Annotated in this window: 19 protein-coding genes; 1 reads left to right on the top strand and 18 read right to left on the bottom strand. The window is 34.9% G+C overall.

The window, feature by feature from the left end:
* Positions 1 to 6: 6 nt before the first annotated feature.
* Positions 7 to 624, bottom strand: a complete 618-nt coding sequence (locus tag BAR153v2_RS03080; protein ID WP_078680265.1) for an invasion associated locus B family protein — start codon at positions 622 to 624, stop codon at positions 7 to 9.
* A gap of 407 nt (positions 625 to 1,031) precedes the next feature.
* On the opposite strand from BAR153v2_RS03080, the gene BAR153v2_RS03075 reads away from it, so the two are divergent.
* Positions 1,032 to 2,753 (top strand): extracellular solute-binding protein, encoded by a 1,722-nt coding sequence (locus BAR153v2_RS03075; RefSeq protein WP_143245227.1) that lies wholly within the window; start codon positions 1,032 to 1,034, stop codon positions 2,751 to 2,753.
* A 44-nt stretch (positions 2,754 to 2,797) separates the two neighbouring features.
* Here the strand turns inward: BAR153v2_RS03075 and BAR153v2_RS03070 are convergent, their stop codons facing one another.
* The 17 genes from BAR153v2_RS03070 to nuoG form a co-directional block, all read right to left on the bottom strand.
* Positions 2,798 to 3,112 (bottom strand): hypothetical protein, encoded by a 315-nt coding sequence (locus tag BAR153v2_RS03070; protein ID WP_078680263.1) that lies wholly within the window; start codon positions 3,110 to 3,112, stop codon positions 2,798 to 2,800.
* 8 nt (positions 3,113 to 3,120) lie between these two features.
* Positions 3,121 to 3,681 carry a hypothetical protein gene (locus BAR153v2_RS03065; protein ID WP_078680262.1) on the bottom strand — a complete coding sequence of 187 codons (561 nt, stop codon included), beginning with the start codon at positions 3,679 to 3,681 and terminating at the stop codon, positions 3,121 to 3,123.
* Between the two features lie 128 nt (positions 3,682 to 3,809).
* A complete protein-coding gene (gene mfd / locus BAR153v2_RS03060; RefSeq protein ID WP_078680261.1) occupies positions 3,810 to 7,310 on the bottom strand; it encodes a transcription-repair coupling factor in 3,501 nt (1,166 codons plus the stop codon).
* Between the two features lie 5 nt (positions 7,311 to 7,315).
* Positions 7,316 to 7,606 carry a succinate dehydrogenase assembly factor 2 gene (locus tag BAR153v2_RS03055; RefSeq protein WP_078680260.1) on the bottom strand — a complete coding sequence of 97 codons (291 nt, stop codon included), beginning with the start codon at positions 7,604 to 7,606 and terminating at the stop codon, positions 7,316 to 7,318.
* Positions 7,607 to 7,679: 73 nt separating this feature from the next.
* Entirely contained in the window at positions 7,680 to 8,360 is a 681-nt protein-coding gene (locus tag BAR153v2_RS03050) for an ABC transporter ATP-binding protein (protein ID WP_078680259.1), read from the bottom strand.
* On the bottom strand, positions 8,360 to 9,628 hold the full coding sequence (locus BAR153v2_RS03045) for a lipoprotein-releasing ABC transporter permease subunit (RefSeq protein ID WP_078680258.1): 1,269 nt from the start codon (positions 9,626 to 9,628) through the stop codon (positions 8,360 to 8,362). The genes BAR153v2_RS03050 and BAR153v2_RS03045 overlap by 1 nt, the downstream gene beginning before the upstream one ends.
* 11 nt (positions 9,629 to 9,639) lie before the next feature.
* Positions 9,640 to 10,965, bottom strand: coding sequence for a proline--tRNA ligase (gene proS, locus BAR153v2_RS03040; protein WP_078680257.1), 1,326 nt, complete (start codon positions 10,963 to 10,965; stop codon positions 9,640 to 9,642).
* Between the two features lie 226 nt (positions 10,966 to 11,191).
* Positions 11,192 to 12,868, bottom strand: coding sequence for a ribonuclease J (locus tag BAR153v2_RS03035; RefSeq protein WP_078680256.1), 1,677 nt, complete (start codon positions 12,866 to 12,868; stop codon positions 11,192 to 11,194).
* A 52-nt stretch (positions 12,869 to 12,920) separates the two neighbouring features.
* On the bottom strand, positions 12,921 to 13,730 hold the full coding sequence (locus tag BAR153v2_RS03030; RefSeq protein ID WP_078680255.1) for a biotin--[acetyl-CoA-carboxylase] ligase: 810 nt from the start codon (positions 13,728 to 13,730) through the stop codon (positions 12,921 to 12,923).
* The gene (gene nuoN, locus BAR153v2_RS03025) at positions 13,730 to 15,184 is read right to left on the bottom strand and encodes an NADH-quinone oxidoreductase subunit NuoN (protein ID WP_078680254.1); all 1,455 of its coding nucleotides are present in this window, start codon (positions 15,182 to 15,184) and stop codon (positions 13,730 to 13,732) included. Before nuoN ends, BAR153v2_RS03030 begins: the two co-directional genes overlap by 1 nt.
* 17 nt (positions 15,185 to 15,201) lie before the next feature.
* Complete coding sequence (locus tag BAR153v2_RS03020) at positions 15,202 to 16,671, bottom strand: NADH-quinone oxidoreductase subunit M (protein ID WP_078680936.1); 1,470 nt, start codon at positions 16,669 to 16,671, stop codon at positions 15,202 to 15,204.
* Positions 16,671 to 18,635: an NADH-quinone oxidoreductase subunit L gene (gene nuoL / locus BAR153v2_RS03015; RefSeq protein ID WP_078680253.1), complete on the bottom strand. Its 1,965-nt coding sequence runs from the start codon at positions 18,633 to 18,635 to the stop codon at positions 16,671 to 16,673. The genes BAR153v2_RS03020 and nuoL overlap by 1 nt, the downstream gene beginning before the upstream one ends.
* Before the next feature lie 6 nt (positions 18,636 to 18,641).
* Positions 18,642 to 18,950, bottom strand: coding sequence for an NADH-quinone oxidoreductase subunit NuoK (gene nuoK, locus BAR153v2_RS03010; protein ID WP_078680252.1), 309 nt, complete (start codon positions 18,948 to 18,950; stop codon positions 18,642 to 18,644).
* 13 nt (positions 18,951 to 18,963) lie between these two features.
* Positions 18,964 to 19,584 carry an NADH-quinone oxidoreductase subunit J gene (locus BAR153v2_RS03005; RefSeq protein ID WP_078680251.1) on the bottom strand — a complete coding sequence of 207 codons (621 nt, stop codon included), beginning with the start codon at positions 19,582 to 19,584 and terminating at the stop codon, positions 18,964 to 18,966.
* A 96-nt stretch (positions 19,585 to 19,680) separates the two neighbouring features.
* Positions 19,681 to 20,172, bottom strand: a complete 492-nt coding sequence (gene nuoI / locus BAR153v2_RS03000) for an NADH-quinone oxidoreductase subunit NuoI (protein WP_078680250.1) — start codon at positions 20,170 to 20,172, stop codon at positions 19,681 to 19,683.
* 13 nt (positions 20,173 to 20,185) lie between these two features.
* Positions 20,186 to 21,232: an NADH-quinone oxidoreductase subunit NuoH gene (gene nuoH, locus BAR153v2_RS02995; protein ID WP_078680249.1), complete on the bottom strand. Its 1,047-nt coding sequence runs from the start codon at positions 21,230 to 21,232 to the stop codon at positions 20,186 to 20,188.
* A gap of 25 nt (positions 21,233 to 21,257) precedes the next feature.
* Positions 21,258 to 23,327, bottom strand: a complete 2,070-nt coding sequence (gene nuoG, locus BAR153v2_RS02990; RefSeq protein ID WP_078680248.1) for an NADH-quinone oxidoreductase subunit NuoG — start codon at positions 23,325 to 23,327, stop codon at positions 21,258 to 21,260.
* Positions 23,328 to 23,380 lie beyond the last annotated feature (53 nt).

Here is a 23,380-nt window from a genome sequence, read left to right as displayed (position 1 = left end):
TTTTCTTTAATTCACTGTTTGTTTTGCTTTCTCTTGTTCAGCTTTCATACGATCTTCAATCTCTTTTTGCTTTGATTGAATAACTTTTTGTAATTTCATTTGTTCTTCTTGAAAAGCTTTTTCATCTATACCAGGCCCTGTATATGCGGCAGTAAAGCCCTTAAGAGAAAATTCTATAGGGTTAGCTGTTCCACGCACATTAACAGTAGTTATAACCATTTTTGAACCAGCTTTCATAGCAGAAATTAGCTTATCATCTAAAATATCGTTGGCAATACAGCTAGTTGCATTACAAACAATATAAGGAATTTTTTTAGAGAAATCATCTCCAATTTGAATATGCACACCTTCTGGTAACAAACGCCCCGTAGGTATTTGAAGACCTATGCGTCGTTCATTTTGTTTGCCTTTTATTTCGACTAAATTAATAGCTGTCAAAGGCTGACCGGTATCTGATACCACTGTGTTCATCGTATTACAAATATCAACATCATGTTGTTTGTTGCAAACTTTATACCATCCTTGAGATAAACTCTGTGCATTTACTGGAGTATGGATAGCAAGAAAAAAAGCAACAGCCCCAGCTAACACTGAAACAAAAAAGTAAGTATTTTTATACGCCATGATTAAGCTAATCCTTTCAATAGGCCTTCAGAACAATTTCTAAGATATAATAACTTTCAGATAGGACATTAAATATAATTTTCAATCAAGTATAATTAAATTATACAATGGTATTTCTTTATTTTACTTACTTTACTACAAAGAAAAAAGTAAACTCTAGAATAAGAAAGCTCATTGAATAACTAATTAACTTTTTATATACTATGTATAGCACACTTTTTTAGCTTATTAGCTTTTTTTTTAAATTGAACATAAATATTCTAATCTTTGAAATAAAATTAAAGAATCGTTGTTAGATTATAACGGAAAAAAACTCTATGTCATGCCATAATGCTCGTTACTTTAAATTTTTTCTTACTTTTGTAATTTTCTTTTGTTGCCATGATGTCATAGCAACAGGTATTGCTATGCATGGAACACCAAAATTATCTGATAATTTTGACTATTTTCCTTATGCTGACCCTAATGCAAATAAAAAAGGAAAAATTACCTATGGAGCCGTTGGGACATTTAATGGGTTAAATCCATTCGTCATCCGTAGTTTTCGTACAACTGCACAAGGTCTTGTGGCTGATGAACGATTTTCTGGCCTTGTTTATGAAACAATGATGGTACGTTCTCGTGATGAGGCCTTTACATTATATAATCTTCTTGCAGAAAAAGTTGAATTAAATGATGAGCGTACTGAAATTACTTTCTTTCTTAATCCAAAAGCTCGTTTTTCAGATGGAAAATCTATAACAGTCGAAGATGTTTTATTCACAATCGAATTGCTGAAAGATAAGGGAAGACCACCTTTTGACCGGTATATGAAACGCATAGAGTCTATCGAAAAAATTGGCTCTCATGGTATTAAAATATGTTTTTTACACTCTAAAGACCGTGAATTTCCACTTCTTTTGGCAAGTGTAATGCCAATATTACCAAAACATGCTATTAATGTTGATGATTTTGAAAAAAACGGTTTAGTTAAAATTCCAGGGAGTGGTCCTTATATTATTGAGCATGTTGATCCAGGTGAACGAATTATCTACAAACGCAATCCTGACTATTGGGGTAAAGATCTTCCTATTAATAAGGGACTAAATAATTTTGATACCATTCAAATAGAGTATTTTCGCAATGATACCGCACACTTTGAGGCTTTTAAAAAAGGACTCATTGATATTTTCGTTGAAGGCAATCCAAATCGCTGGCGACTTTCCTATAATTTTCCAGCTGTTCGTGAAGGGCGAGTTATAAAAGAAAATTTTTCGAAAGGTACACCTGCTGATCTTATTGGTTTTGTTTTTAATACACGCCGTTCTATTTTTAAAGATAGAAAAGTACGACAAGCACTTTCGATGCTTTTTGATTTTGAGTGGGTTAATCATCACCTTTTTAATGGTATCTACACTAGAACAGAAGGTTATTGGGATGGATCTGTTCTCTCATCTATTGGAAAGCCAGCAAGTGAAAAAGAAAAAGAACTTTTAGCGCCTTATCCTGATGCTGTTCTTCCTGAAGTCATGAATGGACATTGGCATATCCCCAAAACAGATGGCTCAGGTATGGAGCGTCAATTTGCTCAGAAGGCTTGGGCACTTCTAGAAGAAGCAGGCTTTACTAGAAAAAACAATAAAGCTATCACTCCTGATGGTTTGCCTTTTAAATTTGAGATTATGACTCAAGCACTTGAAGAAGAAAAAGTTGCGCTTGCATTTCAGAGCAATTTATCACGTCTTGGTATTGATGTTGAAATAAGAACTGTTGATGATAGTCAATATCAAAATCGCTTAGGAATGTTTGATTATGATATGATTATTGGCAAATTAAAAAATTCTCTGTCACCAGGTAATGAACAAATAAATCGGTGGGCTTCTGTTTCTCGAAATTTGAAAGGAAGTTTTAATTTTGCGGGAGCCTCTGATCCTGCTATAGATGCTATGATAACGGCAATACTTGACGCACGCTCAGAAGCTGAATTTATTGCAGCTGTGCGTGCTTTAGATAGAATTTTGATTTCTGGTAGTTATTATATACCGCTTTATCATTTACCTAAACAGTGGGTAGCAAGATGGTCATACCTTAAACATCCTACATATACATCATTATATGGTTATCGCCTTCAAACTTGGTGGCGTGAGTAAAAAAATACAAATGAAAAAACAGCCTATGAGAATTATTGCAAATCTTATTTATCGAAAAAGAGACTTTCAATATAATAGTATATGCGATGTATAATGCTTTTTCTCTTATCTGGAAGCATTATATTGTGTATCTCTTTGTATGCTTTACACTCTGAAGGAATTTCTTTTAGGTGTTCAAAATACCAAGCTTCATCACCTGTAGTGAACTTTTTTATAGTACTCAGCACTTCTTCTTTAAAATCAGAGGAAAGAAAACCTTCATATAAAGGCCTGAATTCATTTTTTAATGCGGGACTTAAAGCGATCGCATCTTTTGCCCAACTAAAGTCTTCGTCTTTCCAAGAGAAATTTTCACGCAATACAGGCCCTATATCACTTTTTTTAATACATCTCCTTGTGCTTTGCACACAAGGGCAGCCTGACACACCTCCAAATAAGAAAACGCCTGTGTCATCTTTTCTGACTTAAACTTGTTCCAATATTTTAGTGCTTTAATCTGTTTTTCCTCATATTCTCCTGTTGCATATTCTTTTGCTATAACACGCTTTTCTAACAGTGAGCGTACAATCCCTATTTCATGAAAAATCACCATACTTTCTGATAAAAGATTAGTTATTCTATTTAAAACTTTATTTTTGTCATCAAAAATATGTTCAGGTATAGGAGAATTTTTAGCTCTACTTTCACGAATTATACTCGTAAAAAAATCATTTTCTTTTTGAAGAGAATCATTTTCATTCTGAATAATTTTCTGTTGCTCTATAAGATACTTGAATCTCTCATCAAGAGTTAAACCAGAAAGGGATTGCTTTAGGGATTGTTTGAGTGATTCTTTACTTAAAATAGCTTCAGAACAAGCATACTTTATTCCCAATATTATATTGAGTAACAAAAGAGTTATAATTAGTAATTTTTTTGATACAATCATATTATAGTTATTTCTTTTCAAATTATTAAAGAAAATCATTACAATATTATACGCATCAATAAAAATAATAAATATATTATTAGAATAAAGTGTAAAGTAAAATAAGTATAAAAACTTTTTAATTTAAACTAAGCAGCACATTCTGTTGCTATTTCTGCAAGTTGTTTCATAATATTTGCTACACCAATAAGTCTTTCATTTACTTTAGTCCAATCACGAATAAAAACAATGCTTTGATCTGGTCGAATTTTTGCCATTGATCCTTGTTTCTCTACCCATTGAATAAGAGCAATACCATTTTCAAAGTAATTATTGCGAAATTGTATAACAATTCCCTTTGGTCCAGCATCTAATTTTTCCACATGTGCTTTTCGACATAATATTTTAATATAAAAGACTTTAAGTAAGTGTTGAACTTCGAGTGGTAAAGGACCAAAGCGATCTATTAATTCAGCTCCAAATTCATCAATTTTTTCTAAATTATCAAGCTCTGTCAAACGACGATAAAGCCCCATACGTAATGATAAATCAGGGACAAAATTTTCTGGTATAATCACTGTTGTACCAAGAGAGATTTGAGGTGACCACTGATTATCCCTATCATGTTGACCATCTTTTAATTCAGCAACGGCTTCTTCAAGCATTTTTTGGTAGAGCTCAAACCCAACTTCTTTGATATGTCCTGATTGTTCTTCACCTAATAAATTACCTGAACCTCGAATATCCATATCATGACTAGCCAGTTGAAAACCTGCACCTAATGTATCAAGAGATTGTAAAACTTTAAGACGACGGTCTGCTACAGGAAGTAAAACTTTACCAGAAGGAAAAGTAAAAAGTGCATAAGCACGTTGTTTTGAACGCCCTACTCTACCACGTAACTGATAGAGTGCAGAAAGACCAAACATTTCAGCACGATGTACAATTAATGTATTAGCTGTCGGAATATCAAGACCTGATTCAATAATAGTGGTTGAAAGTAATACGTTATATTGCCCGTCATAAAACGCATTCATAATATCATCAAGTTGTCCAGCTGGCATTTGGCCATGTGCTATAATAAATTTAAGTTCAGGTACATGTGTTTTGAGATATTCTTCTACATACGAAAGATCAGAAATACGAGGGCAAACATAAAAACTCTGTCCACCTCGATAATATTCGCGCAGTAATGTTTCGCGTATAACCATCACATCAAAAGGTGAAATAAAAGTACGTACAGCCATTCTATCAATAGGAGGAGTTGTGATGAGTGAAAGTTCACGTAGTCCCGATAAAGCAAGGCTTAAAGTTCTTGGTATAGGAGTAGCTGAAAGTGTAAGAACATGAATATCACTTTTTAGTTCTTTTAGACGCTCTTTATGTTTTACTCCAAAGTGCTGTTCTTCATCAATGATAAGAAGTCCTAACCGTGAAAAACTCACTGTGTCATTGAGTAATGCATGCGTTCCGATAACAATATCGATCGTACCCTCTGAAATACCTTTTTTAATTTGCGCCAATTCTTTCGGTTTTACAAGCCTTGACAAATGAGCAATCTTAACTGGTAGCCCTTGAAAACGGACCATGAAGGTCTTGTAGTGTTGTCGTGAAAGCAAAGTTGTGGGCACAACAACAGCAACTTGATAACCATTTAATGCTGCAACAAAAGCACTTCGAATAGCAACTTCTGTTTTGCCAAAACCCACATCACCACAGATTAAACGATCCATTGGTTTTCCTGATGCCAAATCATCTAAAACAGCATTAATCGCATCCATTTGATCATCTGTTTCCTCATAAGGGAAACATGCAACAAATTCATCAAAGAGCCCTGCTGGTGGAGTTAAAGCAGGTGCAGAACGCGTAGCGCGTTCTGCAGCTATACAGATCAATTGACCAGCAATTTTCAATAAATGCTTTTTAAGGCGTGCTTTACGTGTTTGCCATCCAACACTTCCTAATTTATCTAACGTAATATTTGTACTTTCTGATCCATAACGGGATAAAAGTTCAATATTCTCAATAGGTAAAAATAGTCTATCGCCTCCAGCATAGTTGATTTCTAAACAATCACGTAAAATCCCAGTTGCCATGATAGTCTTGAGACCAATAAACTGTCCAATACCATGATCAACATGTACAACGATATCACCAGAATTTAAGGAAGCAATTTCAGAAATAAAATGCGCATTACTTTTACGCTTTTTGGGTGATCTTACTAGTCGATCACCAAGGATATCTTGCTCTGCTATAACAACAAAATCTTCAATTTCAAAACCATGCTCTATCATTAAAACAGCAGCTAAAATCCGATCACGCGGTGTTGCTTTTACAGTCTGCAATGATTTTGTAATTTCTACTTTTTGTAGCCCATGTTCGTTAAGAACTTGCAATAAACGATCCATAGATCCTTCACTCCAAAAAGCCAAAAGTATTTTCTTACCAGAAGACCGCAACGAAGCAATATGCTCAACCACACTTGAAAAAACGTTTTTATCTGGAGCATTACGCTCTTTTATAAAATCATAGCCTTGTGTCGCATTTGTATGAATAACTGTTTGTTTAACTGTTTGTGAAATATTAAAAGGTGTAAAATCAATCCGCAGACCACACTGCTCTATATATGTTAAAACTTGTTCTGGTGTCCAATAAAGAAGATTAGGCTTTATTGGATGATAAGAAACATCATTCTCTTGATTACTTTCGCGTTCTTTGCGAGCACTATAATAATCTACAATAAGACGATATCGTTCAATGAGAGCTTCTTCTATAAGATGCTCAAAAACAACAGGTAGGCTACCACAATGATCAAAAAAGCTATTGAGATTTTCATAAAAAAATGGGAGCCAATGCTCCATACCTGAAAAACGCCTCCCTTGGGAAACAGCCTCATAAAGCATATCACTTTTTTTTGGTGCTCCAAAAGCACGAATATAATTGCTTTTAAATCTGCTGATAAACTCAGGAGTGAGGGTAATTTCACTCATCGGCTGCAAAAATAATTCTGTTTTATTAGCTATTGTTCGTTGTGTTGCTGTATCAAATATGCGAATTGTCTCCAAGGTCTGACCAAAAAAATCAAGACGAAAAGGCTCCGTATAACTAGGAGAAAAAATATCAATAATTCCTCCTCTTACAGCAAATTCACCAACATCACGTACAGTTGCAACGCGTTCAAAGCCATTGCGTTCTAAATAATGAAGCAAATTTATCATATCCATGCATTGACCAACACGCATATGGATAATTTGATCATCAATCATTGCACAAGGTGGTAGTTTTTGAATAATTGTATTGGCTGTTGTTAATATAATAGAACACCGTGGATTTTTACGCAAATCTGACATATGAGCCAAAGCTGAAAGACGACGTGCAGTAATAGCTATTCCAGGTGATACGCGATCATAAGGTAAACAATCCCATGCCGGAAACTGAAGAACAGGTAAATTAGGTTCAATGAAATTTAAAGCTTGCTGTAAATAAGCCATTTTTGTTCCATCACGGACAACGTAAACAAGTGGTTTATCTTGAGCAATTTCTGCACTTAATTTAGCAAGTGCAAAAGCTTCAAATCCATCAACAACACCATCAAAAATCATACAACTATGCATATTTGGGGGAATAATAATTTTTTTTAATATAGTCATTTTGATTAATTAAAATTTATACGAGAACAATAATTTATAATATCGCGAAAAAGTGGACTATCTACTTCAGATGGTACAGAAACTTCCCCTGTAATCCAGGTTAATAAATCACGATCTTCAAAAGACATAATGTATTCAAGTTTAGAAACTGTTTGATCACTCATCTTATTAATATGTGCATCAACATATTGACCAAAAATCAAGTCTATTTCACGAATACCTCGGTGCCATGCACGAAAAATCAATCGGCGACGACGTGAATCTAATTGATTTTCATTAATGGCCAAATTTGTCATAAAATCTCCTAACAGACGAAAATAAACATACACTATACTGTTATTTTTTTAGAATAAATTTTCTATCTCAATATTAAGGAAGTTCAATAATTTTTTTTTCTTTTATTGTAATTCGACGATGCATCTGTTTGGCTAAACCATAATTATGTGTGGCAACAAGAGCTGCAAGACCAGATTGGCGCACAAGTACTGATAAAGCTTGAAAAACATAAGCTGAAGTTACAGGATCAAGGTTTCCTGTAGGCTCATCAGCTAAAAGTACAGAAGGTGCATTTGCTACAGCACGAGCAATTGCGACACGTTGTTGCTCACCCCCCGATAATTCTGCTGGACGGTGCTTAGCTCGATGAGCAACACGAAGATAACTTAATAATTTTAAGGCACGATCTTCGGCAATAGATTTTTTCAATCCTGCGATCATTTGAGGAATCATAACATTTTCTAAAGCCGTAAATTCTGGTAGTAAATGATGAAATTGATAGACAAAACCAATATCGTTTCGTCTGATTGCCGTGCGTTCATCATCAGAACGTTTTGCACAAGAAATACCCCGTAATAAAATATCACCAGCTGTTGGTCTTTCTAATAATCCTGCGATATGAAGAAGTGTTGATTTTCCAGAACCAGACGGTGCCACAAGTGCTACAATTTCTCCACGTTTTAGAACAAAATTAGCTTTGTTCAAAATAACTAAAGGTTTACCATTGTCAAAAAAATGTCTCTCAATCTCAATAAGCTCTAAAATATTAGACATCATTCATACCTTAAAGCTTGTATAGGATCTAATTTAGCAGCACGCCATGCAGGAATGAGTGTTGCAAGAAAAGATAAAAACAAAGCCATCATAACTACCATAGCAGTCTGTCCCCACTCAATTCGAGCTGGCAACTTTGCTAAAAAATAAAGTTGAGGATTAAAAACATCAACATTAAACAGCCAAGATATAAAATCTTGAATATGATTAATATTTATAGTAACTATAATACCTAAAATTAAACCAAGTATCGTTCCAATAAATCCAATTACCATGCCAGTGGTAATAAATATATGCATAATTGCACTTTGATCTGCCCCCATTGTACGCAAAATTGCAATGTCGTGGCTTTTATCTTTTACAAGCATTATCAATCCTGAAATAATATTCAAAGCAGCAACGAGAATAATAAGAGAGAGAATGAAAAACATAACATTTCGTTCAACTTGTAATGCTGAAAAAAAAGCCTGATTTCGCATACGCCAATCAATTATATTAATTGGTTGAATAACTGTTTTCTCTATAATCGGCTTTATTTGATCAATAGCATCAGGATCATTAAGAAATAACTCTAGAGACTGAATTTTTTCATCTAAATTAAAGAAAATCTGTGCTTCATGAAGAGGCATAAAAACAAATATTGAATCATATTCTGACATACCAACCTCAAAGATAGCAATAACTTTATAAGCTTTGACACGCGGCGTAACTCCAAAGGGTGTATCATCACCATTTGGTGTAATGATGCGAAGATTACTTCCAACTGTAAGACCCAATTTTTCTGCCAGAGCACTGCCAATTGCAACACCTTCTTCTTTGTCAAATTGAGCGAGCGTACCTGAGATAATATTTTGGGCTACCGTTTTCAGTTTCCTCAAATCTTCTTGACGTACACCACGAACTAAAGCACCAGTTCCTCCTTCAATATTACCCTGGACAAGAGCTTGTCCTTCAATAATGGGTAGAACGAATTTTATATCCTTGATAGATTCTAGAGAAGAAATAAGAATATTATAATCAGTAAAATTGGAATCAATTGTTTGTACAACAAGATGCCCATTCATTCCTAAAATACGACTGAGGAGTTCTGTCCGAAAACCATTCATGACTGCCATAACAACAACTAAAGCAAAAACTCCTAGCATAATTCCAATTAAAGAAATAATTGAAATAATAGATGTAAACATATGTTTTTTATTAGGAATCATATAACGGAAAGCAATCATCCATTGATAAGATGAAAATCCTTTATTCCTCAAAACATTCATGATATTGCCTATCAAATTACTGCAAATCGGTGGAGTGCAGCTTCAACCGTTAAAACTTCTCTAAAACCTGTTTTTCGGTCTTTAATTTCAACTTCATTTTGTGTAACATTTTTAGGAGAAATAATCATTTGTACCGGCAAACCAATTAAATCCATTGTTGCAAATTTCGATCCAGGACGCTCACTCGTATCATCTAACAATGGATCAAAACCATTACGTATAAGCCCCTGATAAAGAGTTTCACATATATAACTACATTTTTGATCATCTGGTTTCATATTGATGATGCCAAAATCAAATGGTGCAACTGATTTTGGCCAAATAATACCATGTTCATCATGAGAAGACTCAATGACTGCCGCTACAAGACGCGAAGGTCCAATTCCATAAGATCCCATAGAAACCAAGCGCTCTTTTCCATCTTGTCCCATAATTTTTGCTCCCATCGGAGCAGAGTATTTTGTACCAAAATGAAAAATATGCCCTACCTCAATACCACGCGCTGAGAGCTTATTCATAGCAGAGACTTTATTCCATTCTTCTTCATTGTGCATTTCTTCTGTTGCAGCATATAAAGATGTCCATTGTCTAACAACATCAGCCAAAACATCCTTATCAGTAAAATCAATTGAAACAGAGGGGATGGTAAATTCCAAAAATCGTTTGTCACAAAATATAGAACTTTCACCTGTTTCGCTTAAAATAATAAATTCATGACTAAGCTCACCACCAATTGGACCTGTATCAGCACGCATAGGAATTGCTTTCAAGCCAATACGAGAAAAAGTACGTAAATAAGCAACAAACATACGATTATAGGATGTTTTTGCACTCGCATAATCAAGATCAAAAGAATAGGCATCTTTCATTAAGAATTCGCGTGCGCGCATCACACCAAAACGTGGACGAATTTCATCACGAAATTTCCATTGAATATGATAGAGATTAAGTGGAAGATCTTTATAAGAACGAACATATGAACGGAAAATATCTGTTACCATCTCTTCATTGGTTGGACCATAGAGTAAATCACGGTCTTGACGATCTTTAATGCGCAACATTTCAAGACCATAATCATTATAACGGTTACTTTCACGCCAAAGATCAGCAGATTGAATCGTTGGCATCAATATTTCTAAAGCTCCAATTCGTTCTTGCTCTTCACGAATGATCTTACAAATCTTGTCAAGCACTTTCTTACCTAGTGGTAACCAAGAATAAATTCCTGATGTTTGTTGACGTATCATACCAGCTCGCAACATAAATCGATGTGAAACAACTTCTGCTTCTTTAGGATTCTCTTTTAAAATAGGAAGAAAATATTGAGAAAGACGCATTAAAACTATTAACTCCTAATTAGACTTATCAAATTGCAGCAATTTATATGTGATATTTATAGCTATTTCTTAAGGCTGCAAATATGATAATAATATTGAAATATTATCTACTATCTTCTCTTTAACTGCACTTACATAAAAAGTATGGAATATGTGTTTATGCAATAAGCTAGTTGAATAGTTTTATCTCCTTTTTATATAAAAGTACTCGAATACTAAAATACTTTTATTTTGAACGATGTAAAAAAACTACACAAATAGGCTTTTTCCCCCAAATTTTATTAACAGCTGCTCTTACTGCACGCCTCGCAGCTTCTCGGATAAGTTCATTATCTTTTCTTTTGGCACGTGGAATATTATTAATGGCATTTTCAATAACATTTAAAAGAATATTTTCCAATAATTTCCCTGCTCTATCACTTTTAGGAATACCCAATGTTGTAAGAGCAATATCATCAATTAAATCATGCTTGCTATTCATGTGAAGAGAAACAGAGACATGCCCCACATAACTTAATTTGCAACGCTCACGGATTCCTAATTCATCTTCATTACCAAGCAGAAAACCATCTTTATAAATACGACCAACAAAGACTTGATCGATAATTTCTACTGGTTCTGGTGCAAGACGAAATATATCACCATTTCTAATCCTAGCAACAACTTTTATACCAGCTTGCTGCGCTAACGTTGCCTGAGCTGTAAGATGTACTGCTTCACCATGTACGGGAATAAGTATCTGTGGTTTTGTCCAATCGTACATTTGTAAAAGTTCCGAACGACGGGGATGACCTGAAACGTGCACGAGAGCATCACGATTCGTAATAATATTAATACCCTGGTCAATAAAACGATTTTGTATATCAATAATAGCTTTTTCATTGCCTGGAATATTACGTGATGAATAAATAACTGTATCACCGGGAGAAAGAATAATATTTTTCATTTCATTTCGCGAGAGTTTTGCTAATGCAGCGCGTGGTTCACCTTGACTGCCAGTTACCACCAAAACAATATTTTCCCGTGGAATATGCCCATAATCTTCTTCTGTTATAAATGGTGCTATATCATCCATATAATTAAGCTCTTGCGCCACCATAACACTACGCTTTAAAGAACGTCCTACTAAAAGAACCTGACGTCCAACAGATGCAGCAGCAAGAGCAATTGAGCGTATACGGCCAATATTAGAGGCAAAAGTTGTAATAGCAATTCGACCTCTAGCTTTCAAAATAATTTCAGAAATACTTTTCTGAACTTGTTGTTCCGATGGCGCTATACCATCTTGAAGTGCGTTAGTAGAATCACACAACAAGGCTAATACACCTTTATTCCCTAAAGCACGAAACCGTTCCTCATTCGTTATAGCCCCAAGTGAAGGCGTATGATCAATTTTCCAATCTCCAGTATGAATCACACTTCCTAAAGATGTTGTAATAGCTAAAGAAACGGCTTCTGGAATTGAATGATTAACAGAAATAGCTTCAATTGCAAATGGTCCGACCTGAAAGTAATCGCCAGATTGAAAAATATTGACTGGAATTTCATGAAATTCAAAATCTGACTGTCTCTTACTCTCTAATAATCCAGCTGTAAAACAAGTGCAATAAAGTGGAATTTTAAGCTTTGGCCATAAATCAAGAACAGCACCATAATGATCTTCATGAGCGTGTGTTAAAATAAGACCACAGATATTATGTTTTTCACTTTCTAAAAAACGAATATCCGGCAAAATAAGATCTACTCCAGGTAATTCAGGACCTGCGAAACTAACTCCCATATCAACAAGCAACCATTCACGGCAATCTTTAGGACCAAATCCATAGGCAGCGAGATTCATTCCTATTTCTCCGACTCCTCCTAAAGGTAAAAAAACCAATTCATTGTTGTTGGCAACAATCATAAATGTCTCCTAAATTATTAAGATAACTCATGCTGAAATAAAACTTTATAAGTCAATTACGGCCCACATCAGCAGAAGCAGCTAAACCAAAATGAACATCTCCAGATGTTATGATTACCTGCTGACCGTTTTTTTGTTTTACAATACAGTTAAAATCACAATCAAGACCATCAAAAATACCTTCAATGATCCTTTCATCACTGATCACTTTAATAGGTTGCCCAAGATGAGAACAAGATAAAAGCCATTTTTTACGAATTATATCACAACCACAGGGTTGTTTCCAAAGAAGATAATTTTCAGCAAAACATTGCGTTAGAGCCATAAATAATTCTTTTTTATCAATACTCAAACCAATATTCTTTATACTTGAAGTTGGATATGGTGCGTCTTCATAATGGTATTCTACATTCATGCCAATACCAATAACTAATGCATATTTTTGTGAAGTTAGTTTGAAAAGCTCAAGCAAAATCCCACAGCTTTTAGCTCCTTTAAGCAAAATATCATTTGGCCATTTCAAGCTAACAATATTATTAGCTTGTTTTTCATTTTTTATAAATTGTTTGATAGCCTCTAACATACTTACTCCTGCAACAAAACTAAGCTGAGCAGCAGTCTGATCGATAATATCATCAATTAATAAAAGGCTAGAATAAAGGTTTCCTTTTGGACTACTCCATATTCTTCCTCTTCTGGCTCTCCCTTGGGTCTGCTCATTCGCAACAATCCAAAGATAACCATGATGACCAGAATATGCCTTTCGCTGTGCAACAAGATTTGTTGAATCAACACTTTCATATGTCTCAATATCATACCCTTGTTTTTGTGCAAAATCTGACAATACATAAAACATATTCACTAAAACAACACTGCAGCGGCTTGTTCTGCTAATTCAGAAAACAAAACTCCAAAAAATACGTAAAATAAAATGAACAATGCAGAAAGACTAAGACAAAACTTAAGTTCACTTGATAAAGAAATAAAGTCAGCTTTTGCATTATCAAACCACATAATTTTGATGACACGCAAATAATAAAAAGCACCAACCACAGAAGTCAATACACCAACGACAGCAAGCGGAGTAAGACCTGCATGAACAGCTGCAGAAAATGTATACCATTTCCCAAAAAATCCTGCCATAGGTGGTATACTTGCTAAAGAAAAAAGTTGTATTGTCATAATAATAGCCATAAATGGATTGTTTTTTGCTAATCCTGCAAGGTCATAAATATTTTCAAGATTTCCATCATGCGATCGCATACCAAGAATGAAAGAAAATGAACCAAGTACCATAGCAAGATAAATAGTCATATAAATGATAACACCCTTTACTCCAAGCATATTTCCTGCAGCTAACCCGACAAGAGCATATCCCATATGACTAATCGATGAATAAGCCATTAGACGCTTAATATTACTTTGACCAATTGCAGCAAATGCACCTAATATCATTGATGCAATCGCTATAAATATTATAATTTGTTGCCACGCAGGCATAAGATTATCAGAGTTATTAAGTGGAATAAAAGCAGCAACAATTATACGAATAATTAATGCCATTGCTGCAACTTTAGGCGCACCAGCAAAAAACGCTGTAATAGGTGTTGGTGCACCTTCATAAACATCAGGAGTCCACATATGAAATGGAACTGCAGAAATTTTAAAAGCTAAACCAGCTAAAATAAACACAATTCCAAAAATGACGCCTAACTGTAAAGGCTTACCTTTTAAAGCCAATGCAATTTCATGGAAGCCAATCTGACCAGTAAAACCATAAAGCAATGAAATACCGTAAAGCAGTAATCCTGAAGACAATGCACCTAAAACAAAATATTTTAATCCTGCTTCAGAGGATTTAACATTATTACGATTAATAGCAGCTAAAACATACAAGGATAAAGATTGTAATTCTAAGCCCATATAAAGAGACAGCATATTACCTGCTGAAATCATGAACATCATACCAAGGGTCGCAAACAAAACCAATACTGGAAATTCAAATATATCAAATTTTTGAGCACAGGTAAAAGAAACAGACATAATGAGAGCAAATAATGCACCAATAAGCGTTAAGATTTTCATATAGCGGCTAAAAGAATCAATGATGAGCGCATCTGTAAAAAAGAGACCGCTTTTGGGAAAAATTATCATGACAACAATAGTTGCAATAAGAAGAGCAATTGCCAAACCTGTAACAGTTAAATATGAATGTACACCGGAATAAACACCTATTAAAAGTAGTGTTATTCCTCCCAATGCAATTAAAATTTCAGGAACAATTAATACTAATTGAGTTATTATTTCACTTTGCATGAGCGTTCATCTTTTATTTAATGCAGCTGCTTGATCAGAGATTCTACTGCAGATATTGTTGTTTTAAAAATTGGTCTTGGATAAACACCAAAAAATATTGTAAGAATAACCATTGGATAAAGGGTGAATTTTTCTATTGGCGATAGATCAAGAAGAACTTTTAAATTTTCTTTTTCTGAAGAGCCAAAAACGACGCGCCTATAAAGGTAAAGTGCATAAGCTGCTGATAAAATAACGCCAGTTGTAGCAAAAACAGCGACAAATTTATTAGCTTGAAAAACACCTATTAGAGTTAAAAACTCGCCTATAAATCCTGAGCTTCCAGGTAACCCAACATTTGCCATAGTAAAAATCAAGAAAACAACAGCATATTTGGGCATATTATTTACTAAACCACCAAACGCTGAAATTTCACGTGTATGTAAGCGATTATAAATTATTCCGACACAAAGAAATAAAGCTGCTGAAACAATTCCATGCGATAACATCTGATAAATAGCACCTTGAATACCTTGTTCATTAGCAGAAAAAATGCCCATCGTTACGTATCCCATATGCGCCACTGATGAATAAGCAATAAGTTTCTTTATATCATTTTGAACAAGCGCGACTAACGATGTGTAAATAATTGCAATAAGTGATAACGTGAAAACTAAAGAAGAAAAATCAGCTGAAGCAATAGGAAACATTGGTAACGAAAAGCGAATAAAACCATAACCACCTAATTTAAGTAATACACCAGCTAAAATAACAGAACCTGCCGTGGGTGCCTCTACATGTGCATCAGGTAACCATGTATGAAATGGCCACATTGGCATTTTAACAGCAAAAGAAGCAAAAAATGCAAGCCACAACCATATCTGCATATGTGTAGTAAACTGGTAGGTTAACAAAGTCGGTATATCAAGTGTTCCTGCTTCCCAATACATAACCATGATAGCAACCAGCATGAGCACTGAGCCAAGCAAAGTATATAAGAAAAATTTCATACTTGCATAAACACGACGCACTCCACCCCAAACGCCGATAATAATAAACATTGGAATAAGACTACCTTCAAAAAAGATATAAAATAAGATTGCATCAAGAGCACAAAAAACTCCAATAATTGCAACTTCGAGAAGAAGAAAAGCAACCATGTAATCTTTTAATCTATCCTGAATAGTATTCCAACTTGCTAAAATACAGAAAGGTAATAGAAAAGCTGAAAGGACAACAAAAAGTACAGAAATGCCATCGATACCCATATGATAACTAATACCACTACCTAACCAATGGAATTTCTCAACCATCTGAAAATCAGAGTTTGTAGTATCAAATCCTGCCCAAATAACTAAAGAAATAATAAAAACAAACACAGTCGTAAAAAATGCTACATTACGTATATTGCTTTTTGCTGCTTCACTATCATCCTTAATTAACAAAATCAGAAACACACCAATAAGCGGTAAAAAAGTAACAGTAGAAAGAATAGGCCAGTCGGTCATCAATTTAAGCTCCTGATCATCATCCATGTAATCAGTATTGCCACACCAATCAGGATTGCATATGCATAATGATAAAGATAACCTGTTTGCATGCGAACAACTTTATTTGTGATATTAATAATACGCGCCGCAATGCCATTTGGGCCTAAACCATCAATAATCTTATTGTCACCTATTTTCCAAAAAAAGTTGCCAATCCCCAAAGCAGAACGAACAAATAAAATATTATAAATTTCATCAAAGTACCATTTATTATAAAGAAATCGGTATAATATAGGTAAAAATTCAGCAATTCTTTTAGGAATTGAAGGAACTAAAATATAAAATAAATAAGCTAAAATACCCCCCAAAATCATCGCTGTAAATGGTGACCATTTTACCCAGTTGGGTACATTGTGCGCTTCATGAAGAATATGATTATGATTTCCTGTAAATAATGCCTCTTTCCAAAAAGAATCATAAAAGTCACCCCAAAAATAAGGTTGAAAAATTACGCCCGCAAATAGTGCTCCAATAGATAAAACAAATAATGGAATTAACATAACTGGAGCTGATTCATGCACATGATGCATAACATCAACAGTTGCACGCGTCTTACCATGAAATGTCATAAATACAAGTCGCCAAGAATAAAAACTCGTTAATAAAGCAGATAAAATAAGGAGCCAAAAAGCGTATTCTGATACAATATTATGCGATGCAAAGGTAGATTCTATAATAGCATCTTTTGAAAAAAATCCTGCAGTACCAAAAATAGTTCCAGGTATCCCAAAACCGGTTAATGCAATAGTCCCTATAAACATCATCCAATAAGTCGTTTTTATATGTTTATATAAACCACCCATCTTTCGCATATCTTGCTCATCAGAAACAGCATGAATTACAGAACCTGCACCGAGAAATAATAAGGCTTTAAAAAAAGCATGCGTAAAAAGATGGAAAATAGCTGCTCCATAAGCCCCAACTCCTAGGCCAACAAACATATAACCAAGCTGTGAACAAGTAGAATAAGCAATAACACGTTTGATATCATTTTGTACAACTCCTATAGTTGCGGCAAAAAATGCTGTGGTTGATCCAATAACAATGATTACTGTTAAAGCATTTGGAGAAAGTTCAAAAATCGGTGACATACGCGCTATCATAAAAACACCAGCTGTTACCATTGTGGCTGCATGAATGAGCGCAGATACTGGAGTTGGTCCCTCCATCGCATCAGGAAGCCATGTGTGTAAAAGAAATTGTGCTGATTTACCCATAGCACCAACAAATAAAAGAAGACATGTAATAGTAATTACTGTTTGTCCAGCAAAATGACCACCTAAAAACGTCATGCCTTTTATAAAATTATTGTCTGCAGCTTTTGTAAAAATATCTATAAAATTAACTGACTGAAATAAAACAAAAATATTGAAGATTCCTAATAGAAAACCAAAATCTCCAACACGATTAACTATAAAAGCTTTCATTGCTGCTTTATTAGCCGAATCCCGCTGAAACCAAAAACCAATCAGCAAATAAGATACAAGGCCAACACCTTCCCATCCAAAAAACATTTGAATTAGATTATTAGCCGTCACCAACATCAACATCATAAATGTAAATAAAGAGAGATAAGCAAAAAAACGAGCTCTTGAAGGATCATGATGCATATAACCAATTGAATAAATATGGACTAATGCTGAGACACTATTCACTACAACAAGCATAACAGCTGTTAACGTATCAATACGCAAAGACCAATCAAATACTAATTTACCAATACCTATCCATGGCAATAGCGGTATATCAACCGTTGAAGCATTGCCAAAAGTTACACTCAAAAAAGAGATCCATGATAATCCAGCAACAATCAGCATAAAACTAGACGTTACGAGCTCACTGACACGAGGAGCTATAGTCTTTCCAGCTATTGCAGCAATTAAAAAACCTAAAAGCGGGAGAAAAACGATCATATAATACATCAGTTATCAACCCTTCATCACATTAACATCTTCAACCGCAATGGAACCACGATTACGAAAAAAGACAACAAGAATTGCTAGAGCAATTGCTGCTTCAGCAGCTGCTACTGTCAAGATAAATAAAGAAAATACTTGCCCAACTAAATCATGAAGAAAAGCTGAAAACGCAACAAAATTAAGATTGACTGAAAGCAATATAAGCTCAATTGACATAAGAATAACAATCACATTCTTTCTATTTAGAAAAATACCCAAAATACCAATTGTAAATATCAATACAGAAACAATGAGATAATGAACGATATCAATGTACATAATAATTTTTCCGCTAAATACCTTTACCTGATTCAACTTTTTTGATTTCAATTGCATTTTCAGCTGTTCTCGCGACTTGAGCTGCAATGGACTGTCGTTTAATCCCTGATCTGTGACGAAGTGTCAAAACAATAGCGCCAATCATTGCAACTAATAAAATTATTCCTGAAATTTGAAAGTAAAAAACATAATCTGTATAGAGGATATCTCCTAGTGCTTGGGTATTTGTTCGTTGTGCTAAATCTGGCATTGGTTGTGTAATATGAACCCCTGAAACTAGAGAAAAACCGTTGCTAATAAAAACAAAAATAAGCTCTATAGCTATAATAATACCAATAAAAGAACCAATAGGAGCATATTTGAGTGCGCCACTTTTCAATTCAGCAAAGTCAACATCAAGCATCATAACTACAAATAAAAATAATACTGCTACAGCACCAACATATACAACTAATAAGATAAGCCCTAAAAATTCTGCTCCTGCAAGTAAAAATAAAACTGCAGCATTAAAAAACACTAATATTAAAAATAGAACTGAATGAACAGGATTACGCGCAGTAACAACAATGACCGCACTTATAAGCATAATGAAAGCAAAAATATAGAAAAATGCCACCGCTAGACCTGTTAGCATGGACTTCCCCTCAATCAATTAAACAATAGGCATAAAAATTCATACCTGACTATTCTTATCGGATACATTATCCGACTACTCCATTTAACAATACACCTAACGATAAGGTGAATCTATTAATATATTGCGAGCAATTTCTCGCTCCCAACGATCTCCATTATTTAAAAGCTTTTCTTTATTATAATAAAGTTCTTCACGCGTTTCTGTTGCAAACTCAAAATTCGGACCTTCTACAATAGCATCAACTGGACAAGCCTCTTGACAAAAACCACAATAGATACACTTGACCATATCAATATCATAACGAATAGCTCTACGTGTACCGTCATTACGTCGAGGACTTGCTTCAATTGTAATAGCCTGCGCAGGACAAATTGCTTCACATAATTTACATGCGATACACCGTTCTTCCCCATTTGGATAGCGACGCAAAGCATGCTCACCACGAAAACGTGCAGAAACAAAACCTTTTTCATGAGGATAATTAATTGTAGGTTTCGGAGAAAAAAACTGACGCATTGCTAAAAAAAAGGCACTTATAAATTCTAATAAAAGAAGTGATTTTGCTGCTTGAATAAGACTTGACATATAAGATTTCCTCTTAAGCTGAACCAGTATATTGCAAAACAGCAGCAGTCATTACAACCATTGCCAATGAAATAGGAAGGAATACCTTCCAACCAAGACGCATTAACTGATCATAACGATAGCGGGGTACAAATGCTTTAACCATAGCAAACCAAAAAAATACAAAACAAACTTTCAAAACAAACCAAATGACACCAGGGATCCAATTAAGCCACCATACATCAAAAGGAGGTAACCAACCACCTAAAAACAAAATAGTTGTCAATGCACACATTAAAACAATTGCAACGTATTCACCAAGAAAAAAAAGCATATAAGGAGTTGAAGAATATTCAACCATGTGTCCAGCAACAAGCTCAGATTCTGCCTCAACTAAATCAAAAGGGGGTCGATTTGTTTCTGCAAGTGCAGAAATGAAAAATATAACAAACATTGGAAAAAGAACTAACCAATTCCAATCAAGAAAACTACTGAATGGCAAACCAATATTCTTTCCAAAACCATTATTCTGTTCAAGAACAATTACTGTAAGATCTAATGAACCACTTACTAAAACAACTGTAACAAGAACAAGACCAATTGAAACTTCATAAGAAACCATTTGTGCCGCTGAACGAAGAGCTCCTAAAAAAGGATATTTCGAATTCGATGCCCATCCTCCCATGATAACACCATAAACTTCAAGAGAAGAAATAGCCAGTATATACAATAAACCAACATTAATACTTGCAATTTCCCAACCTTCATTAACCGGAACAACTGCCCATGTTGATAAAGCAAGTGCTGCTGAAACAAAAGGAGCAAGAAGAAAAACACCTTTATTAGCACCAGCAGGAATAATTGGTTCTTTAACAGCAAATTTTATTAAGTCTGCGAAAGACTGCAACAGCCCCCATGGACCAACAACATTCGGTCCACGCCGTAATTGTACAGCTGCCCAAATTTTCCTATCTGCATAAAGCAAATAAGCGATCAAAATCAAAAGAACAACTAAAAGAATAAGCGTTTTACCCACTATAATCAATAATGGCAATAGCCAGGCCATAAAGAAATCGCACATAATTGTTCCTTTTTCCCCTTTGTCCTTAGTTCATAGCTTCTGCAGTGTGACTTTTCGCAAGAGATGAACATTCTGCCATAACTGCAGAAGCACGTGCTATTGGATTTGTTAAATAAAAGTCTTTAATCATAGAAGTAAATTTTTGTGGTTTCAGAACAATTATTTGTGAACTCAAAGCTTTAAGATCATTTATACATGAAGGAGCTATATTATCAATGGCACAAAGATGTGGAAAATCATTAAATAAATTTTGTCTCAATTGAGATAATGAATCAAATGGAAGCTTTTTATTTAAAACATCAGATAAAGCACGTAAAATAGCCCAATCCTCCTTTGCTTCACCTGGAGCAAAACCAGCTCGATTTGTCATCTGAACACGACCTTCTGTATTAACATAAAGCCCTGATTTCTCAGTATAAGCAGAGGCCGGTAAAATCACATCAGCAGCATGCGCGCCGTTATCACCATGGCTACCAATATAAATTACAAAGGCTTTTTTATTGGTTAATTCTACTTCATCAGCGCTAAGTAAAAATAGAACCTCACAGGTTTTAACAATATTTTTAACTCCCAATTTATAGGTAAAACCAATATCTAATCCTCCAACAATCGACGCAGCATTATGAAGAATGCCAAATCCATTCCATTCTTCACTAAGAGCTCCAACAATATCCGCTAGTTTTGCAAGATTCTTTAAAACAGATAAACCTTCCTTACCTGAAATGGCACCCTCCCCAATAAGAATAAGCGGCCTCTCAGCTTTTTTTAGTACATCAAAAAATACATTCTCTCCACTAATAAGTGTATCTAATGCATCAGTACCAGCACCAAGATAAGAATATGGATAACGCAAATCGACCTGCTCTCCGATTAACGCAATTGGAATTCTTCCTACTCGTTGACGTTTTAAAATACGTGCATTTAAAACAGCAGCCTCAGCACGTGGATTAGATCCTACAATTAACAATGCATCAGCATATTCGATACCTGCGATAGTAGGATTAAAAATATAACTCGAACGCCCTAATTCAGGTGATAAAACCATACCCCTTTGGCGACAGTCAAAGGCCTTTGAACCCAATGAAAGCAATAATAATTTAAGTGCATACATTTCTTCAATAGATACAAGATCTCCAGCAATTGCTCCAATTTTTTTTGCTGAAGTTTTAGATATAACCATTTTAATTTTTTCAAAAGCTTCCGACCAACTTACAGGCTGAAGTTTACCATCTTTTCGAACATACGGTTTATCAAGTCTTTGAGTGCGCAATCCATCCCAAATAAAACGTGTTTTATCTGAAATCCATTCCTCATTTATATCTTTATTAATGCGTGGCACAATTCGCATAACTTCACGCCCTCGGCTGTCAATGCGAATAGCACTACCAAGAGCATCCATCACATCAATCGACTCTGTTTTAATCAATTCCCATGGACGCGCAGAAAATGCATAAGGTTTTGAAGTTAAAGCACCTACTGGACAAAGATCAATAACATTGCCCTGCAATTCAGATGTCATAGCTCTTTCAAGATATGTCGTAATTTCAGCATCTTCACCACGTCCAATTAAACCAAGATCTGAAACACCTGCAATCTCTGTTGTAAAACGAACACAACGTGTACAATGAATACATCGTGTCATAACAGTTTTTACAAGAGGTCCAATATACTTATCTTCAACCGCGCGTTTATCTTCTGTATAGCGAGAACAATCACGCCCATAAAAAATTGCTTGATCTTGAAGATCACATTCACCACCTTGATCACATACAGGACAATCTAATGGATGGTTAATGAGGAGAAATTCCATAACGCCTTCACGGGCTTTTTTGACCATTTCCGTATTGATAAATATTTCAGGCATCTCACCGTTCGGTCCTAATCGTAAATCACGAACTCCCATAGCACAAGAAGCCTGTGGTTTTGGAGGTCCACCTTTGACCTCAACCAAACACATACGACAATTCCCAGCAATTGATAAAGCTTCGTGAAAACAAAAACGTGGTATCTCAGCACCCGCGGCCTCAGCAGCTTGAAGCAATGTGTAGTGGTCGGGAACTTCAATTTCTTTACCATCAACTTTAATACTTATCATCACAAATCCAACCCGCGAATAACCTACTTAATTTGTATTTCATTATTTTAAAA

Source organism: Bartonella sp. AR 15-3, assembly GCF_002022445.1.
GTDB lineage: Bacteria > Pseudomonadota > Alphaproteobacteria > Rhizobiales > Rhizobiaceae > Bartonella.
Note: the sequence above shows the minus strand (reverse complement) of the source record. Positions and strands in the feature narration are given on the sequence as shown.